Annotated in this window: 20 protein-coding genes; 9 read left to right on the top strand and 11 right to left on the bottom strand. The window is 66.4% G+C overall.

Features of this window, described 5'->3' with window-relative positions:
- Nucleotides 1–71 precede the first annotated feature (71 nt).
- The 5 genes from AC07FN_RS40805 (at nt 72) to AC07FN_RS40785 (ending at nt 4,484) form a co-directional block, all read left to right on the top strand.
- Complete coding sequence (locus tag AC07FN_RS40805; protein WP_478400492.1) at nt 72–419, top strand: SAV_915 family protein; 348 nt, start codon at nt 72–74, stop codon at nt 417–419.
- Nucleotides 419–709: a hypothetical protein gene (locus tag AC07FN_RS40800; protein WP_478400491.1), complete on the top strand. Its 291-nt coding sequence runs from the start codon at nt 419–421 to the stop codon at nt 707–709. Before AC07FN_RS40805 ends, AC07FN_RS40800 begins: the two co-directional genes overlap by 1 nt.
- A gap of 21 nt (nt 710–730) precedes the next feature.
- A complete protein-coding gene (locus AC07FN_RS40795) occupies nt 731–1,954 on the top strand; it encodes a WXG100-like domain-containing protein (protein WP_478400490.1) in 1,224 nt (407 codons plus the stop codon).
- Entirely contained in the window at nt 1,951–2,586 is a 636-nt protein-coding gene (locus tag AC07FN_RS40790; RefSeq protein WP_478400489.1) for a hypothetical protein, read from the top strand. The genes AC07FN_RS40795 and AC07FN_RS40790 overlap by 4 nt, the downstream gene beginning before the upstream one ends.
- A 473-nt stretch (nt 2,587–3,059) precedes the next feature.
- Nucleotides 3,060–4,484: a pentapeptide repeat-containing protein gene (locus AC07FN_RS40785; protein WP_478400488.1), complete on the top strand. Its 1,425-nt coding sequence runs from the start codon at nt 3,060–3,062 to the stop codon at nt 4,482–4,484.
- A gap of 460 nt (nt 4,485–4,944) precedes the next feature.
- Here the strand turns inward: AC07FN_RS40785 and AC07FN_RS40780 are convergent, their stop codons facing one another.
- From AC07FN_RS40780 to AC07FN_RS40750, 7 genes are all read right to left on the bottom strand, one after another.
- Complete coding sequence (locus AC07FN_RS40780; RefSeq protein WP_478400487.1) at nt 4,945–5,697, bottom strand: hypothetical protein; 753 nt, start codon at nt 5,695–5,697, stop codon at nt 4,945–4,947.
- Between the two features lie 25 nt (nt 5,698–5,722).
- Entirely contained in the window at nt 5,723–6,028 is a 306-nt protein-coding gene (locus tag AC07FN_RS40775; RefSeq protein WP_478400486.1) for a hypothetical protein, read from the bottom strand.
- Nucleotides 6,029–6,086: 58 nt separating this feature from the next.
- Nucleotides 6,087–6,320 (bottom strand): hypothetical protein, encoded by a 234-nt coding sequence (locus tag AC07FN_RS40770; protein ID WP_478400485.1) that lies wholly within the window; start codon nt 6,318–6,320, stop codon nt 6,087–6,089.
- A complete protein-coding gene (locus AC07FN_RS40765) occupies nt 6,317–6,760 on the bottom strand; it encodes a helix-turn-helix domain-containing protein (protein WP_478400484.1) in 444 nt (147 codons plus the stop codon). The genes AC07FN_RS40770 and AC07FN_RS40765 overlap by 4 nt, the downstream gene beginning before the upstream one ends.
- A gap of 181 nt (nt 6,761–6,941) precedes the next feature.
- Nucleotides 6,942–8,012, bottom strand: coding sequence for an AAA family ATPase (locus AC07FN_RS40760; protein ID WP_478400483.1), 1,071 nt, complete (start codon nt 8,010–8,012; stop codon nt 6,942–6,944).
- A complete protein-coding gene (locus AC07FN_RS40755) occupies nt 8,009–8,482 on the bottom strand; it encodes a DnaB-like helicase N-terminal domain-containing protein (RefSeq protein WP_478400482.1) in 474 nt (157 codons plus the stop codon). Before AC07FN_RS40755 ends, AC07FN_RS40760 begins: the two co-directional genes overlap by 4 nt.
- Before the next feature lie 110 nt (nt 8,483–8,592).
- Complete coding sequence (locus AC07FN_RS40750; RefSeq protein ID WP_478400481.1) at nt 8,593–8,781, bottom strand: helix-turn-helix transcriptional regulator; 189 nt, start codon at nt 8,779–8,781, stop codon at nt 8,593–8,595.
- A gap of 139 nt (nt 8,782–8,920) precedes the next feature.
- Here AC07FN_RS40750 and AC07FN_RS40745 point away from each other — a divergent pair, with 139 nt between their 5' ends.
- Nucleotides 8,921–9,526, top strand: a complete 606-nt coding sequence (locus tag AC07FN_RS40745) for a hypothetical protein (RefSeq protein ID WP_478400480.1) — start codon at nt 8,921–8,923, stop codon at nt 9,524–9,526.
- A gap of 2 nt (nt 9,527–9,528) precedes the next feature.
- Nucleotides 9,529–10,785, top strand: coding sequence for a tyrosine-type recombinase/integrase (locus tag AC07FN_RS40740; RefSeq protein WP_478400479.1), 1,257 nt, complete (start codon nt 9,529–9,531; stop codon nt 10,783–10,785).
- A 19-nt stretch (nt 10,786–10,804) separates the two neighbouring features.
- On the opposite strand, the gene AC07FN_RS40735 is transcribed toward AC07FN_RS40740, so the two are convergent.
- Nucleotides 10,805–12,013, bottom strand: a complete 1,209-nt coding sequence (locus AC07FN_RS40735) for an acyl-CoA dehydrogenase family protein (protein ID WP_478400478.1) — start codon at nt 12,011–12,013, stop codon at nt 10,805–10,807.
- Between the two features lie 161 nt (nt 12,014–12,174).
- Nucleotides 12,175–12,729, bottom strand: coding sequence for an SCP2 sterol-binding domain-containing protein (locus tag AC07FN_RS40730; RefSeq protein WP_478393350.1), 555 nt, complete (start codon nt 12,727–12,729; stop codon nt 12,175–12,177).
- 121 nt (nt 12,730–12,850) lie between these two features.
- Here AC07FN_RS40730 and AC07FN_RS40725 point away from each other — a divergent pair, with 121 nt between their 5' ends.
- On the top strand, nt 12,851–13,504 hold the full coding sequence (locus AC07FN_RS40725; protein WP_478400477.1) for a TetR/AcrR family transcriptional regulator: 654 nt from the start codon (nt 12,851–12,853) through the stop codon (nt 13,502–13,504).
- Nucleotides 13,505–13,676: 172 nt separating this feature from the next.
- Here the strand turns inward: AC07FN_RS40725 and AC07FN_RS40720 are convergent, their stop codons facing one another.
- Both AC07FN_RS40720 and AC07FN_RS40715 read right to left on the bottom strand, forming a co-directional pair.
- Complete coding sequence (locus tag AC07FN_RS40720; protein WP_478400476.1) at nt 13,677–14,630, bottom strand: MaoC/PaaZ C-terminal domain-containing protein; 954 nt, start codon at nt 14,628–14,630, stop codon at nt 13,677–13,679.
- A gap of 76 nt (nt 14,631–14,706) precedes the next feature.
- Nucleotides 14,707–16,044 carry a 3-oxoacyl-ACP reductase gene (locus AC07FN_RS40715; RefSeq protein ID WP_478400475.1) on the bottom strand — a complete coding sequence of 446 codons (1,338 nt, stop codon included), beginning with the start codon at nt 16,042–16,044 and terminating at the stop codon, nt 14,707–14,709.
- A 105-nt stretch (nt 16,045–16,149) separates the two neighbouring features.
- Between AC07FN_RS40715 and AC07FN_RS40710 the strand changes: the two genes are divergently transcribed.
- The gene (locus AC07FN_RS40710) at nt 16,150–17,427 is read left to right on the top strand and encodes an acetyl-CoA C-acetyltransferase (RefSeq protein ID WP_478400474.1); all 1,278 of its coding nucleotides are present in this window, start codon (nt 16,150–16,152) and stop codon (nt 17,425–17,427) included.
- Nucleotides 17,428–17,565: the final 138 nt, after the last annotated feature.

The raw sequence follows: 17,565 nt of genomic DNA, 5'->3' as shown, positions 1-17,565 counted from the left end.
TCTCGGTATCGTGCCCGCCTGGGAAAACAGTCGTATGAGGGGGAAGTTTGGCTTACGGGGACCGTGAGGTAATGCGGGATCACGGGGACGCGGCGCCGTCGGTGATCGGCGCTGACTTCGTCGCAGAAACCAACGGCGAGGAACCCGAACCGGCATTCGTTCCTCTTTCCGAGCGTTTCCTCGATCGTGACAAGGACGTCACCGTCGAACTGCGGCGACTTGAGGATGGACGCCTGGCGGTGCTGGCATTCAGCTCGCTGGAGGCGCTGGTCGTCGGCTGCGGGGATCTGCAGCCATGGGCGTCACTGCCTGCCGACAAGGTCGCGGAGATTCAGCAGCACAGCGGCGCTGATCTGGTGCTGTGGGACGCAGTGCTTCCCGACGACCAACGCAATGACTCCACTGGGGGAACCAACTGATGTCCGGAACCCACGCCCAGCTCGGAGAACTGGAAGCCCTCGCCAGCAAGCTCCGCACCGGCGCAGCCGAACTGGACGGCAGTGCCGCACCCCCTCCCGCTCCGCAGGTCGGGGTGGCGACCGAGGCGGTCGCGGGCGTCATGGCGATGCTGACACTGTCCGCCGCAGGGATCGTCGAGGCAATGAACTACGTCGGCGACGAGGTCGCGGCAGGCAGCAACCTCTACATCGAGACCGACCACGGCAACGCCGACGACATCGCTGGCACCAACCCGAACGCGCCGAGATGACTTTCACTGGGGATTTGAATCATGCCACTTGATATCAAGGTCGACGCGCAGCCGGGAACGATCCGCACGGCAGCGGACTGGCTGGACGGGATGGCGCGTGCCGTTGACGCGGCGTTGGACATCATCAACCGTGTTCGCGGCGAGTCCGAAGGCAGCTGGCCCAGCGAGGCCGGCCAATCCTTCCGCGACGGCATGGGCAAGGTCGCGCCGCGCGTCGACGACGTGTCGATCAGCTACTCCGACCTGGCCCGAGAACTGCGCCGCCACGCCGACGCCATCGACACCGTCAAAGTGCGTATGGATCAAGCGCGCGAACTTGCGCTGAAGGAGGGACTGGTCGTCCAGGGCGACCTGATCATGGAGCCCGGCCCGGAACCACCGGACCCGACACCGCTGCCGACCGACAAGCCCGCCAGCCCCGAACAGAAACAGATCCACGCCGAGGCAGTGCGAGCACAATCCGACTTCGCCCGAAAGGTCCAGGCGTACGCGGACTGTGCTGTCCTGGTCTCCGAAGGCCGGCAGCTGGAGAGCGACTCGATCGCCATCCTTAACCGGTTCCTCGGCGGACTCATCGAGAAGTCCCCTTTCAACGCCTCCGACGTCATCGCCGGCCTCGCCGGTGCCACGTTGGGACAGACCGCTGCAATGCGTGCCAAGGCGACGCAGATCGCACGCAGCGGTGCGATCGAGGTGTCTGAGCGTCTCTCGCAAAACCCCTACATGAGCCTCCAGGCGCGAACACGAGCCGCGGCTATCAACATCACCCGCTCCCAAGCGGCAGCCGCGTTGGAGAGCAAGGCAATCGCCACACGGACCGCGCAGTGGGTGGACCGCCTCGGCCCCCGGACCAAGGCGATCTTGCAACTGAACCTTGACTTCGGCAGGGCTGCGAAAACTCCCACGGCAGGGACCGGCCTGCTCCGCGGCGCACTGAAGCTTGGCTCCAAGCTGCCTGTCGTCGGCTTCGGAATCACCCTGGGCGGCATCGGCTATGACATCGGCATCGCCGGCAAGGACCCGACAACCAGCGTCGCCTCCGGGCTCGGCGGATTTGTCGCGGGGGCCGCTACCACGGTCGGGCTGGCGGCGATGGGCACCCCAGTGGGCTGGGTCGTCGCTGGCGGCGCAGTCGCCTCCTGGGGCGTCGGGTTCGCCATCGAGGAATGGGGCGACGATATGGTCCAGGGCATGGAGGACACCGGCAGACGCCTGGAAGAGATCAACCCGAAGATGGGCCGATGAACAACGGACTTCCGCCGAAACCCGATCGTCAGACCGGAAAACCCCGACCGCCTCGTGCGCCGCTGGAACCCGGCTGGAAGTCGCCGGAGGTCAAGCACAGGCGTGGCGTGACCAAGGTTCCTCAGCCGCCGGAGGGCGAGGGGGCGATCTTGGAATGGTTCTTTCCCACCCGAGGCCGTGCCCTTACCTTCGGCATGATCATGGTCGCGATCATGGCGGCGTTCTTCACCTGGCGCGACTTCGGGTTTGGCTGGGTGACCGTCTGGTGGCTCTGGCTGTTTATCGTTCCGTGGCCATTCCTGTTCCTTCTCACCGGCCGCAACCTCCGCATGTCGGCCGGTGCGGACTGGCTCGCCTACGGCAAGAGCTTCATCAAGACCTACGAGCTGACCAGGGTCAACGTTACCGTCGGCGGAGCCGCGCACTACCTCGACATCGAGGACCACGACGGCCGCCAGTTGTACGTGCAGATCAACAATTTGCAGCTCAACCGGGAGTTGTGGGACCTGGTCTATCTCGGCCTGCTCTACTCGGTCCACGAGGGTGGTGCCAGCTCCAATGAGATGGCCCGCAACTACCTTGGCCTCAACATCCCCCCGCACCTTCGGAAATGGGAATCGCGCGACGCCTAAACCCAGGCACTCTGGGACCTCGTCTACAACGGCATCCTCTACTCCGTCCAACGAGGCAGAGTCAAGACCAACCAGCGCGCGCTGGACAAACTGATGCTCCGATAATGTGCGTGAGCAACCAGCAAGAAAGTTGCGCCTGCATTGCCAATCCTGGCCCTCAGCAAGTTGGCTTCGTCAATTTCAGAACCATTATCTGAGCTTAGGCGGCCGATATGAACGATTTGAATCATTCTAGTAGAGTGATGCAGTTTCTCTGTAGTATCCTGTATGAAACATTAAATCCGCCGCACTGGCTGATCTCGCGGGTCCAGCTTTGGATGCGGTGCCTCGTCGCGCACTCCGTGAATGGGCGCAAACTCAGTACAAACGTGGATCTTGATCCGGAAAATCTGGGCAAACTCGGGACAGTCAACGTGCTGTCCGATAGGATCAGGTCCCGTTAGTTGCCGTCTTTGTTGCCTGCAAGAGGGAAGATGAAGGTCTTCATTTCGTGGTCCGGCCCGCGTTCGCAGGCTGTGGCGCGTCCACTGAAGAGGCTGATTGCCGATCTATTTGATGATGTACAACCATGGTTGTCAATCTCTGAGATCAAAGCCGGTGCTCGATGGAGCGAAGCGGTTGGGGCGGCGCTGCAAGAATCAAATTTTGGCATTATCTGCTACGCAGAAGACAACGTCAAATCGTCCTGGCTTCTCTTTGAAGCTGGCGCCTTGGCCAAGACGTTCGACGGCGCACGCGTGGTTCCATATCTAGTAGGTGTAACGCAGAGTGAGCTACCAGAACCCGTTAGGCAATTCCAAGGCGTAAATGGAGACGCCGAAGGAACTTGGAAGCTCATGGAGAGCATCAATCTGAGTCACCCAAACCCTCGCGATAGTGAACTGCTCAGAAGGCGGTTTGACCGTTTTTGGGATGACATGAGTTCAGCGCTAGAGAAGCTGCCTAGTCCTGTCGCTAGTGAGTCTCCACTATACACAGATCGGCTGAATTCAATCGAAGAGTCCATATGGCAGGTGCGAAAATGGCTTGAAGATTCAAGAAATGATGCTGCGGAGCGCAGAATCTCCGAGTTGTGGACGCAGGCTGTCGAACAGCTAAGTAGCGATAAGGCACCTGCCCGACTCGCTTCAATATTTACTTTGGAGCGTCTTGCGCAGAATAATCTAGAGTACCGGCAGGACGTCATAAATATCTTGTGCGCATACCTACGGATGCCCTTCACACATCCGGAAGCGGTTGTCGTGGATAACGGGACACTGCTAGATAGTAAATTGCAGGCGGCCCGGGAGGAACTTCAAGTCCGTCAGGCTGCGCAACGCTTGCTGGCCGATCACCTTCGGCCCAACGCTGATAAGGACGCTGGCGAGCCTACTGGTGAAATGTTTTGGCGGTACAAAAGCCTCGATCTTAGTGGTGCAGTTCTCGTAAGCTTTGACCTGTCGGACTGTGTTATCGGATCCTCTCGTTTCGAGGATGCTATTTTTCTCGGTGATACTAATTTCTCCGACGCGCGCTTTATCGGCGAGACCCAGTTTAGTCGCGCTATCTTTAATGCAAGCGCAAACTTTACGGGCGCGCGTTTTGAAGACGAAGCGCGCTTCGAAAGTGTCTCCTTTTCCTATTTTGCAAACTTTGCTGAAGTATCTTTTGGGGGGCTGGCGACCTTTGCGAATTCTCGCTTTGCTAGTCATGTCTTGTTTGAGCAGGTGCAATTTGCCGATGAAGTGAATTTCGATCACGCCGATTTTGCGCATGGGCTCGATCAAGATTTATTTGGTCGCACATGGCCCGTTGGTCGAGGCTCGCAGCCTCCGGAGGCAGGTGAGGATGCCGACGGCGGGGAAGGTAAACGAGACGAGCGTGGAACGGACGAGCTCGGCGATCACGGACAGTGGTAACCGCCTGTTGAGCTAACGAGAACGGTATCGACCACGGTGGTTTGCGGCGTGAGGCAAACTCCCCACGCCGCTCTATACGGCGTAACCCCCCGGAAAGACTGGGCAGCCTGTTGACCAGCGGCGGAGTTGCCACGCTACGCTGCGCAGCTAATGACGAATTGCGCTCGTAATGCGTAGGTCGTACGTGGAAGCCCGCTGAAGGCAGAACAGAGCCCCGGTCCCTGCGTCGAATCCGGGCTCGGTCTATCGCGAGGCCGGTGGGCGGTCCAGGTAGTGCGGTGCCCGGGTGGAGCCGAGCAACAGGTGCGCGAACGACCGTGGAAACCCGGGTCGGCTTTCTAGCCGGCGGGCGAGTGCGTAGATCAGGGCGCCGGCGACCGGGACGAGCACGGTCGTGGCGAGGGTCTGCGCCTGCTGGCGATACCAGCAGGCGCAGGCGGGGTAGTGCTTCGGCAGGTTGTTAGGCCGGCTGGTGCTGCATGGGACCGCCGAGCTCGGCGTGGATGGCGTCGCGCTGCTGCTCGGCGAGTTGGACGGCGACGGCGTTGCCGATTCCGGTTTGGTGTCCTGCCGTTTCGTTCGTGAGGCGGTCGAGGTGGGCGTCGGCGAGCGGGCCGTCGGCTTCAACTCGGAGTCGGAGTGTGACTGCGGAGCCTGGTCCGTTGTCGTTGCCGAGCGTGCGCGCCAGCGAGAGTTGGAGTGCGCGTGTGATGTGAGTGAGGTCGAGCGGTTCGCTGGCGTTGCCGTTCATTCCGTGGGTGGTGGTTCTCGACGATTCGAGGTATGCGGGGAGCTCGGCGGCGAGGGCCTGCACGATCGCAGTGTCGCCGTGCCCCTCCGCCTCGGCTAGGACTGATTGCCAGCTGCGGCCTGCGTCGAGGACCGGACGAACCCGATCCCATGCACGCTGCTGGCGGGTCTCGGTGAGCAGCTGCGCAGTAGCGTCGCCGGTTGGTTGCTCTAGTTCGTGGGCCGCGGTGAGCATGGTTTCGCGGGCGGTGTTGGCGCGCTGGCGCAGCCGTTCGGCTTCGCTGCCGGCTTCGGTTCGGGCCTGCTCGATCAGTTTCGACCGGTAGTCCTCGGCGTACCGTTCGTCTGCGCGGAGTGCGGAGATGCGCTCGGCGAGGCGTGTTCGGATTCGGGTGGCGTCGTCGCCGATGCGGGCCAGTGTGGCGAGGGCGTCTTGGCGTTGGCGCAGCGTGATTCGGGGCATGGTTCGGTGTCCTTTCGAGCGTTGATTACTGGTCGAATCGTGGGTAGTTGAATCGGGGTCCAGGTTCGGCGCCATCCTGCGCGGCGACCGCTGGTCGACGTGGGTCTTGCGCCTTCATTGCTGCGACACGGTCGAAGTGGTTGTCAGGTGGAATCTGGTCGGCTTCGACGGTGTAGCCGCGCTGTTGGAAGTAGGCGGAGAAGCGCTCGTAGGTGTTGGCGTCGAGGTAGGCGACGCCGTGGACGAACCAGAATGTGTCGGGATGGTCGAGCTGGAACGGGCCGTGAACGAGTGGACCGCCGGGCGTGGTGATCCGGTAGTAGCTGGGCATCGTGTTTGCCTCCTGGCATTGCAGCGAATTCGGTGTCTCTCGGTTGAGGAATCTGTGGCTATGTAGAGCGCCCTTCGGTGTCGAGGAGGTCGGCGCGTAGCACGGCGAGCACCCGGTCCCGGTCGGCGTGGCGGGTGAGCGCGACGGACGTGACGGTGGCGAGACCGATCAGCAGATCGCGCGCGTCGTCGAGGTCGAGGTCATCGACCAGGATGTTGAGTCCATTGAGGTCTCCAGCAGTGGCGGCCGTGACGATTGCCCACACCTGCTGTTCGGCTTTGGCTGGCGTCATGACGGGTTCTCCTGTACGTAGGCGATCCCGAGGCTGGCGGCCAACTGCCCGAGCATGGATCGGGCAGCCTGCGTCCCTTCCGTTTCGGTATCCACAGTGGATATTCGCGCGTGAGCTGACACCAGCGATGACACTGCCTTGGCGCTATAGGCGAGGTCCTGTGCGTTCTGGGATTTCCATAGGGCGGCGCGAGCGTGCTCGATGTCGTCGAGCAGGCCGGCGGCGGCTTCGGCGCGGCGGTGGCGTACGTCCGTGACCCTCGCCTGGGTCGCGGCTGCGGTACTGGATCGGTCACCGGGAAGTCCGGCGATTTTACAGATGCGCGACACGCTCGACGGGCTGATTCCGACCTCACGGGCAATCGCGGCGCGGGACCGCTCGCCGGCACGGGCCAGGGTGAGCACACGATCGCGCTGCTCGTCGGTCAGCGGCTCGGCCATCCGGTTACCTCCTTCCAAGATCAGGGGTGGCTGCCTGAATTGCACGGGTTGGCCGAGTGCCTCGCGCGCGTGCGCGCGGGGAATTGGGTGGGAACGTGCCCACGCCCGGAGAAGCGGTCACGGGTGGCGGCACCTGTGGTCGTGTGGAAAGCGTGGAAGCTGTGGAAATCCGCGGGTCCGGTCACGAGACGGCCCCAAGCTGTGGGGGGTTGGATTCCACGGTTTCCACGGTTTCCACAGGGATGTGTGGGGACCGGTACACGCCGCGCCCGGTCTTGACGACACGTCCGGCGCTGGCCAGGCGACGCAGGTACTCGCCTGCGTGCTTGGCTTCGACGCCGATGAGTTGACCGAGAGCGGTGGGGCCGATGCCGTCCGGGTGTTGGCCGATGAGCCGCACGATCTCGGTGGAGCGGTCGCCAAGTCCGTCGGATGCCTTGCGGGCGGTAGCGGTGGTGGCAGCGGCATCGAGGTCGGTGCCGTCAAGTCGCCAGGACGTACCGCCGGCCATTGTGAGTGCGTAGTCGGCTTCGGTGACGTCGCGGCCGGTGACCTTCAACAGACCGTCGTTTTCGCCTCTGGGACGGACGAGCACGACGATCGTGTCGGCGGCTCCGGCGAGTCCGTTGGTGCCCGACACCGCTTCGACGAAGTCGTCGGAAGTGGCCTTGCGGTCATGGTGGATGACGACGAGGGAAGCGCCGGGGTAGTCGTCGACAGCGCGCTTGAGCGCCGAGCCGACCCGGTAGTCCCGTTGGTAGGCCGATTCCCCGACAGCTGCCGGCGGCATGACCTTCCCGAGGGTGTCGAGGATGACCAGCGGCGCGTCGTCACTGCTGCGCAGTGTCAGCCAGGTGCGCACGGTGTCGATCACGCGGCCGGGTTGGATCCTGGTGAGGTACTCGAACTGGCCAGGGATCGGGGAATCGGCGAGTAGTTCCCGGCATCGTGTCTGCATGCGCCGATGTCCGTCTTCTAGAGCGAGGTACAGCACGGGCCGGGCCGGGCCGACGGCGATGTTGCCGAGTGCGACTCCGCCAGCGGCGACGGCGAGCGCAATGTCCAGCACCATCCAGGACTTTCCAGCCTTCGGGGGACCGACCAGGAGAGAAAACCCCTCGGGCAGTACTCCAGGGATGGCGTAGCGCAGCGGCGGGAACTGCTGTTCATCGAGCCATGCGCCGTTGCGCAGCTCGGCAAGCAGATCCGACTCGTCCTCGACGGGCGGTCCGGGCTCGTGCGGTCGGGTCACGCGGCGCGCACCTCCGTGACGGTTTGCCCTCCGAGGGCGCGGTTGATCGCGTCGGCGACCGCTCTGTAGTCGCTGCGCATCTTGTCCAGCAGTTCCCGGAGATCGAGGTTCGACTCCGCGTAGGCGACCAATCGCTGTCCGGCTTCTGCCAGCCGCCGGCGGGCGGCGTCTTCGAGAACCGCAGTCGCGAGGTAGTCACCAGCAGCAGGAACGAGGTTGTTCGGGAAGACCGCGAGAACAGCACGCTCGATCAACTCGACTTGGTGAGCCGGGAAGCGGTTGAGCGCGTGACGCATCACGGTCGCCGGATTCACCGGCACACAGCGGGAATGCAGTTCCCCGCAGAGGTTCCAGATTTCTCCGTGCACGGTGCTGGCGAAGTCGTCAGGACGCACCCGGTCGAGCTGGCTTCCGTCGCCGGTTTCGAGGACCAGGCCAACGAGTGCGGCCTCCCCGGTCGGACAGGTCACGCCAGAGTGCTCCGGTAAATCCGGGGTCGAACGTTGGACGGTCGGCGGAGGCGTGCCGACCGGATTGCCTCCAGCCGGATCGTCCCGCTTGGAAGGGGCCGGGCCGTCAGTCATGGGACGTCCGATCCGTTCTGGACGAGCTCGGCGTCCCAGCGTTCGAGCTCGGCCACGGGGTAGAGCACCCTCCGCCCGACCTTGACGCCGCGGGGGCCGTAGCCGATGTGGCGCCAGTAGCGGACGGTTCCGGTGCTCGTGCGGTACCGATCGGCGACCTCGGCGGTCGTGGCGTAGCGGTCCATCACCCCTCCAGGATTCAATCGCACACTTCTGTGTTCTGTGGGCACAATCGTTGATCAACCTCTTGATACTGTCAACATCTCCCGATATTGTGCGTTCATGACACAAAATGGAACGCCCGCCGAGACCGTCGCTCGACGGGTGCGGGAGCTGCGCAAGAGCTACGGGTGGTCGGCCGAGCGGCTCGCGAACGAAATGACCAAGGCCGGGATCGCCTGGGATCGGTCGATCGTGGCGAACCTCGAAAACGGGCGACGTCGCGGCGTCGACGTCGGGGAACTGCTCGTCCTCGGATTCGTCCTGAACTGCCCGCCGTTGCTTCTACTCGCGCCGATCGGGCACGACGTCGAGGTCACGGTTCGCCCTGGAGTCACCGTCAACCCCTACGAACTGGTCGAATTCCTGACCGGCGACCGACGTCTCCCCGCTCCGGATCTACCCCAAGGAACCGCGCAGGGCGGCCTTGCACAGTGGAAACAAGCGGTTGAACCACTGCGGATTCAGCGTCGGACAGCGGAAGTTGCTGCGTACGTAGCCGCCAAGCAACGGGACCTTCGAGAGGCGCGCCGGGCCGAGGACGAACAGGCCGCTCGGCTTGCTCAAGAGCGTGTCGCGGACGGTTTCGTCGAAATGGCTGAGCAACTCAAGGAGATCGAGGAGGCCGGCATGGTGCCCCCGCCCGGGTTGCGGAGGCGGATCGACGCCGCACGCGAGGCCGGGTACTTGCCCGCGGACGGGGAGGCGTAGCCGTGGCCTTCGTCAAGGACTTATGGACTCGTCCGGACGAGCAGGCCGACGGCAGCACCAAGCGGGTGCCGAACGGCCGTTGGGGTAAGGGGAAACGCTGGCTCGCTTGCTGGTTGGACCCGGACGGGCAGGAGCGGACGAAAGCGTTCGAGAACAAGAAGCCTGCCGAACGCCATGCGCAGGCGATGGCCACCGACGCCGAGCGCGGCGAATACCTCGACCCGAAGGCTGGCAAGGTCAAGTTCAGCGAGGTCGGCAAACGCTGGCTTGGGTCGCGACTGGTCGACCCGTCCACGGTGATCCGGTACGAACAGGCCTACCGGCTGCACGTCGAGCCGAAGTTCGGGCGCCGGCAGGTCCGCTCGATCAAGCCGTCCGAGGTTCAGGCGTGGTTGGCCGAGCTTGACCAGCAGCACGGACCGTCGACCGGACGCACGGCGTTCCTTGTCCTGCAGGGTGTACTGGATCTTGCCGTCGCGGACGATTCGATCAAGAAGAATCCGGCCAAGTCGCCGATTGTCCAGCGTCCGGCCAGGAGCGGGGAGAAGGTCACGGCATGGGCCGACGAGACGATCGGCCGCCTGATCGACGCGCACAGCGAGCCATTCCGGGCGCTGCCGGTGCTCGGCGCCGCGTGCGGCCTACGGCAAGGTGAGCTGTTCGGCCTTGCGTGGGAGGACTTCGACTTCGATGAGCAGGTCATTCATGTGCGTCGGCAGGTGAAGAAGCTCGGCAAGACCGAGGTGTTCGCGCTGCCGAAGAATGATCGGGAGCGGACCGTGCCGCTGCCGGCCTGGGCGGCACAGGCTGTCCGCGTGCATGCCGCGAAGCATCCGCCGCGGCCGTACTCGCTGCCGTGGGAACGTCTGGACGGTCCGCTGCGGACGGTCAACTTGCTGTTCCGTTGGACCGATGACCGGCACATCCGGGCACGCGGCTACGACGAACACGTGTGGAAACAGGCCCTGTCCGCGGTCGGCGTTATTCCGAAGCCTGTCAAGGGCAAGCGTGGCCGGAGGCAGTACGTCACGGACCGGAAGTCCGGCATGCACGCGCTGCGGCACTTCTATGCGAGCGTGACGCTCGCAGACGGCGTGAACATCAAGGAGCTAGCCGAGTATCTCGGTCACCACGATCCGGGCTTCACGTTGCGGACCTACGCGCACATGCTGCCGTCGTCGCACGAGCGAGCCCGGCGCGCGATCGACGCCCGGATGTTCCGTCCGAGGGTCGTTTCGGGCGCCTCGGACGGAACATAGACGGAACAGCGGCCAAATCTCAGGCGATGTGGTGACCCGAAATGGCCCTGGCCACGACCAACTGCTGGATCTGCTCGGTGCCTTCGAAGATGTCGTAGATCTTGGCGTCGCGGTGCATGCGCTCCACCGGGAACTCCCGGGTGTAGCCGTTGCCGCCGAGGATCTGGATCGCCCGCTCCGTCGCCCAGGTGGCCACCCGGCCCGCCTTGAGCTTCGACATCGAGCCCTCGCCCGCGGTGAACCCGCCGTTGCGGCCCAGCCACGCCGCCCGCCACACCAGCAGCCGCGCAGCGTCGATCTCCATCCGCATGTCGGCCAGCGTGAACGCGATCGACTGGTTCTCGATGATGGGCCGCCCGAAGGTCTCCCGCTGCTGCGCGTACTCCAGGGCGGTCTCGTAGGCCGCCCGCGCGATGCCGATGGCCTGCGCGCCGACGGTCGGGCGGGACAGCTCGAAGGTCTTCATCGCCGCCTGCGAGCTGGCCTTGCCGCCCTCGCGGGCGCGGGCCAGCCGCTCGTCCAGCTTCTCCTTGCCGCCCAGCAGGCAGCTGCCGGGCACCCGCACGTCGTCCAGGAACACGTCGGCGGTGTGCGAGGCGCGCAGCCCGTGCTTGCGGATCTTGCTCGGCGCCTCCAGGCCCTTGGTGCCTGGCGGCACCACGAACGCGGCCTGGCCCCGGGAGCCCAGCTCCGGGGCGACGACCGCCTGCACGACGTGCACGTTCGCGATTCCGCCGTTGGTGGCCCACGCCTTCTGGCCGTTGAGCACCCACTCGTCGGTGGCCTCGTCGTAGACCGCGCGGGTGCGCATCGCCGCGACGTCGGAACCGGCCCCGGGCTCCGACGAGCAGAACGCCGCGACCTTCGGGTCGTCCACGTCGCCGTAGCACTGCGGCACCCACTCGGCGAGCTGGTCGGGCGTGCCCGCGGCGAAGATCCCGGCGACCGCGAGGGTGGTGCCGAAGATCGCCATGCCGATGCCGCCGTCGCCCCAGAACAGCTCCTCGTTGGCGATCGGCAGCGACAGGCCGGTGTCGTCGGCCCAGAACGTGGCCAGCGTTTCGAAGCCGTAGAGCCCGATCTTGGCGGCCTCCTGGATGATCGGCCAGGGGGTTTCCTCGCGCTCGTCCCATTCCCGCGCGGCCGGCCGGATGGTCTGCTCGGCGAAGCCGTGCACCCAGTCGCGCAGCTCCTGCTGTTCCTCGCTCAGTTCCAGGGAGAAAGTCATCGCCGTCCTGTCGGTGTAGTTCGGCCGCAGCCGATCCGGCTGCTCGGCGCCTGCTCTTGAACTCGGCTCTGGTTCTTCGCCTTTGACGCGGCGCAGCCGCTCAGCCCACCCTCGCAACTCGCGCCGCTACCCGCACCGCTACGCAAATGAGCCGTGCACCCTTATGCCTTGGGGATCTGGAAGAGCTTCGTCAGCCCGGCGGCGAAGCCGAGGTCGCCGGCGACCTTGAGCTTGCCCTTCATGAACAGCATGGGCGCCGAGGCGTTGCCGGAGGCCAGTTTCAGGAAATCCGCCGGGGGCGTCGTGATCGTCACCCGCGGCTCGTGCTGCGGGTCCTTGCTGACGGTGCACTGGCCGTCGGCCAGCACGCATTCGTAGCGCAGCAGGTCGTCCTCGGTGCCGATCCGCCACCGCACCACGGCCTCGATCGAGCCGGCCTTCTCGGTCTTGTAGTGCTCGCCCATCCGCCGGAACACCTCGTCGAGGATGCGCTCGCGCAGCTCGGGGCGTTCCATCACGGCTTCGATCTGGGCGTCGGAGGCGCGCGAGATCAGCCGCGCGAACTGCTCCGGTCGCAGCGCGCTCAGGTCGACCGGGGTGCCGCTGCCGGCGATCTCGGAGGCGGCTTCGAGCAGCGCGACGAACTCTTCCTTGCCGACCTTCTTGGGGTCGACCTCGCCGAGGGCCGCGATCGGGTCGGTCTCGGGTTGGGGCATCGGTGCCACCTCCATTACCTACTCGTGAGTAAGACTACGTTCGAGTAGGTTCGAAGGCAAGCGGGCGCGGCGGATCTGATCTGATCTAGCCTGACCGGAAAAGACCAGCGTAAGAGGTGAGATGGTCGATCGTCAGGACAACGACCGCCCCCGGTCGCGGCGCCTGCCGCGGGAGGTTCGCGAGCGGCAGATCCTGGACGCCGCGGTCGAGGTGTTCGCCACGCACGGCTTCCACACCGCGTCGATGGACGAGATCTCCGAGGTCGCGGGCATCTCCAAGCCGATGCTCTACGCCTACCTCGGTGCCAAGGACGAGTTGTTCGTGGCCTGCATCCGGCGGGAGGCGGCCCGGCTGATCGAGGCGATCAGCACGGCCGTCGAAGCCGGGCTCAGCCCGGACGAGCAGCTGTGGCGCGGCCTGCAGGTGTTCTTCGAGTACGTGCACCAAAACCAGGCGGGCTGGACCGTGCTGCACCGGCAGGCGAACCTGCAGGGCGAGCCGTTCGTCTCGGAGCTGGTGGAGTGGCGGGAGCGGGCGACCAGCCTGATCGCGGCGCTGCTGGCGCAGGCGACCGCGGCATCGGCGCAGCCGATGCAGGCGGAGCAGACCGAGCCGTTCGCGGTGGCCCTGGTCGGGGCCGGCGAGTCGCTGGTGGAGTGGTGGTTCCAGCATCCCGAGCACGCTGCCGAGGGGATGGCGATGCGCCTGATGAACATGGTCTGGATGGGCTTCGGCGACCTCGTCGAAGGCCGCTCCTGGACCCCGAGCCCCTAGCGGACCGCAATTTCAATGGAAATCGAATGTCCGATTTCCATTGAAATTGCGGAAGTTCTCCACAGCCACGGGGAGTTCTCCACAGGTTTCGGTGTGTCGTGGTCCCGACACGCCGAAGGGGTGCAGTTTCAATTGAAGCTGGGGTCACGTCTGAAGCTGGGGTCACCTTGCTTCAGCGGATCTCGCCGAGCAGGTGGGGTTTGCCGGAGCGGGCGTGGAGGGCGAAGTTCCAGCCGGTGCCCTGCCTGCTCATCGTGAAGTCCACTGTGGATGGCAACAGCAGCGGCTTGCGGAACTCGACGTCCACCGAGTACGCGTCCGGCAGCCGCTCCGCGAACGCCGCCAGGCAGCGGGCCTTCGACCACATGCCGTGCGCGATCGCCCGCGGGAACCCGAAAGCCTTGGCCGTCAGGGGATGCAGGTGGATCGGGTTGCGGTCTCCGGAAACCGCCGCGTACCGCCGCCCGGTGTCGCCCGGCACCCGCCAGGTCGCCGTCGGCTCCCCCGTCGTACCCAGCTCCGGCGCCGCTGCCGGCCGCCTCGTCGCCTCGCCGTGCTCTGGCGTCGCTTCGTCTGGCTGTCCTGACGCCTCGTCGTGCTCTGGCGTCGCCTTGTCTGGCTGTCTCGCCGGCTCCCCGGCTGCGTCCCGTGACTCCGCCTGCTCGGGCGCTCCGCCGCGCCGGAGGTAGGTGCTGACCTCCCGCCACACCACTTCGCCGCCCGCGCTGGTCTCGGTGATGACGTCGAACTGCCGCCCCTTCGGGTGCGGGCGCAGGCCGGCCACGCGGACCCGCTGCGTCAGCACGTCGGTGACCAGCAGCGGGCGCTCCTGGCGGATCGTGTTGGTCACGTGCACCAGCCCGACCAGCGGGAACGGGAACCCCGGATCGGTCATCAGCCGCACCGACAGCGGGAACGACAGCACGTGCGGGTAGGTGATCGGGAGCTCGTCGCGCAGCCCGAACCCGCACACCCGGTTGTACTCGGCGAGCTGATCGCGGTCGATCTCGATGTCGCGCCGCAGGTACTCGGTGTCCGGCAGGTGGTCGCCGCGCCGGGTCGGCCCGGTCGCGACCGCCTTGAGGTACAGCGCGGAAAGCTTCGGTGCAGTGCTCAGTTCCGGCATCGCGGGTTTCCGTTCCGTCGAGGGGGGCGTGAGCGCGAGAGCCGGTTCTTACCGGCGCTCACGACTGGTTCGGGGATCAGGCGCCGAGGAGGCTCTGGCCGCAGACCCGGACCACGTTGCCGTTCACCCCGGCCGACGCCGGGTCGGCGAACCAGGCGATGGTCTCCGCGACGTCCACCGGCAGCCCGCCCTGGGACATGCTGTTCATCCGGCGGCCCGCCTCGCGCACGAACAGCGGGACGGCCGCGGTCATCTTGGTCTCGATGAAGCCCGGCGCGACCGCGTTGATGGTGGCCCGGCGGCTCGCCGCGATCCCGGCGGTGGATCGCACGTGCCCGATCACGCCGGCCTTGGAGGCCGCGTAGTTGCCCTGCCCGACGTTGCCCGCGATGCCGCTGATCGAGGCGACGCCGATGATCCGCCCGCCGGGCCGCAGCGGGGAGCCGTCGGCGAGCAGCAGTTCGTTGATCCGCTCCTGCGCGGTCAGGTTCACCGCGAGCACCGCGTCCCACTGCTGCGACGTCATCCGGCCGATCGTCTTGTCCCGCGTGATGCCCGCGTTGTGCACCACGACGTCGAGCCCGCCGTGGCGCTGCGCGAAGTGCTCCGCGATCCGGTTGGGCGCGTCGTCGGCGGTGATGTCCAGCTGCAGCGTCGAGCCGCCGATGCGGTTGGCGACCTTGGCGAGGTCGCCGCCCTGCGCGGGCACGTCCAGGCACACCACGTGCGCGCCGTCGCGTGCGAGGGTCTCCGCGATCGCCTCGCCGATGCCCCGCGATGCGCCGGTGACCAGGGCGATCTTGTCGCGCAGCGGGCTTTCCCGGTCGGCCTCCGGCACCTCCGCCGGGCCGACCCGGACCACCTGCCCGGAGACGTACGCGGACTTCGACGAGAGCAGGAACCGCAGCGTCGAGTCGAGCGCGCCCTCGGCTCCCCTGGCGACGTAGACCAGCTGCGCGGTCGCGCCGCGCTTGAGCTCCTTGCCCGCCGTGCGGACGAAGCCTTCGAGAGCGCGCTGCGCGGTGTGCGCGCGTGGGTCCTGCTGCTCTTCGGGCGGTGCGCCGAGCACGATCACCCGGCCGCAGCGGTCGGTCTGGCGGATCGTCGGGCCGAAGAACTCGCGCAGCTCGCGCAGTTGTTCACTGCTTTCGATGGCGGTCGCGTCGAAGATCAGCGCTGAGTAGCGCTCGCCTTCGGCCGGGGTCTGGTGGACCTTGGTGTGAACGCCGTCGAGGGTCGCCGCGATCGCGGCGCCGAGCCGGCCGCCGGGCGCGGCGCCGACCAGCACCGGGCCGCTGACCACGGGATCGCCGGGGCGGTAGCGGCGCAGCGGCGTCGGCGCGGGCAGGCCGAGCCGCTTGACGACCTGCCGCCCGATCGGGGGCAGGGTGAACTGCTGGTACCGGTCGGCCATGTGGACACTCCCGCGGGTTGGGGGCGCGAAGTTCGCTCGACGTCAAACCTACCCACGGGTAGGTTAGGTTGCCAGAGAGCATCGCATCAACTAGGGAGTCAGGCCATGGCCACCGTTCGGCGAGTAGCGATCATCGGCGGCAACCGGATTCCGTTCGCCCGGTCCGGTGGCCCCTACGCCCGCGCCTCCAACCAGGACATGCTCACCGCGGCCCTGGATGGGCTGATCGCGCGGTTCGGGCTGCAGGGCGAGCGGCTCGGCGAGTTCGTCGCCGGGGCGGTGCTGAAGCACAGCCGCGACTTCAACCTGGCGCGCGAGACCGTGCTGGGCTCCCGGCTCGACCCGCGGACCCCCGCCCACGACGTGCAGATGGCCTGCGCGACCGGGCTGGAGAGCGTGGTGTCGGTGGCGAACAAGATCGCCCTCGGCCAGCTCGACGTCGGCATCGCCGGCGGCGTCGACTCGGCCAGCGACGCGCCGATCGCGGTCAACGAGGACCTGCGCCGCGTTCTGCTGCGGGCCAACCACGCCAAGTCCGCGGCCGGTCGGCTGAAGGCGCTGGCCGGGGTCCGGCCGCAGCACGTCGTGCCGGAGATCCCGCGCAACGCCGAGCCCCGCACCGGGCTTTCGATGGGCGAGCACGCCGCGAAGACCGCGCTGGCCTGGGGGATCGGCCGCGAGGAGCAGGACGAGCTGGCCGCGCGCAGCCACCAGCGGCTCGCCGCCGCCTACGACCGCGGCTTCTTCGACGACCTGATCACGTCGTTCCAGGGCCAGGCCCGCGACCAGAACCTGCGGCCGGACAGCTCGGCGGAGAAGCTCGCCAAGCTCAAGCCGGTGTTCGGCCGCGGCGAGGGCGCGACCATGACCGCGGGCAACTCGACGCCGCTGACCGACGGCGCGTCCACCGTGCTGCTGGCCAGCGAGGATTGGGCCGAGCAGCGGCGGCTGCCGGTGCTGGCCTACCTCGGCGAGGTGGTGTCCGGCGCGGTCGACCACGTCAGCGGCGACGACGGCCTGCTGATGGCCCCGGCCTACGCGGTGCCGAAGCTGCTCGACCGGACGGGCCTGGAGCTGGGCGACTTCGACTTCTACGAGGTGCACGAGGCGTTCGCCTCGCAGGTGCTGGCGACCCTGAAGGCCTGGCAGGACCCGGAGTTCTGCAAGGACCGGCTCGGCCGGGCGGAGCCGCTGGGCGAGATCGACCCGGCGAAGCTCAACGTCAACGGCTCGTCCCTGGCGGCGGGCCACCCGTTCGCGGCAACGGGCGGCCGGATCGTGGCGACCCTGGCGAAGCTGCTCGCGGAGAAGGGCTCGGGCCGGGGCCTGATCTCCATCTGCGCGGCGGGCGGCCAGGGCATGACGGCGATCCTCGAACGCTGACCCGGCACCCTGCTCAGAACCCGTGAGTGCTTTGTGCTGCTACAGCCCGGATCCGCCGGTGGTGGGTTGGGTTTTGTGGTGGTGGGGGTCGTGTCGTGGTGGGGCAGATGCCCTCTGGCCTGGGATGATTGTTCTTGC

It is taken from the genome of Saccharopolyspora sp. NPDC045941 (assembly GCF_056431445.1).
Note: the sequence above shows the minus strand (reverse complement) of the source record. Positions and strands in the feature narration are given on the sequence as shown.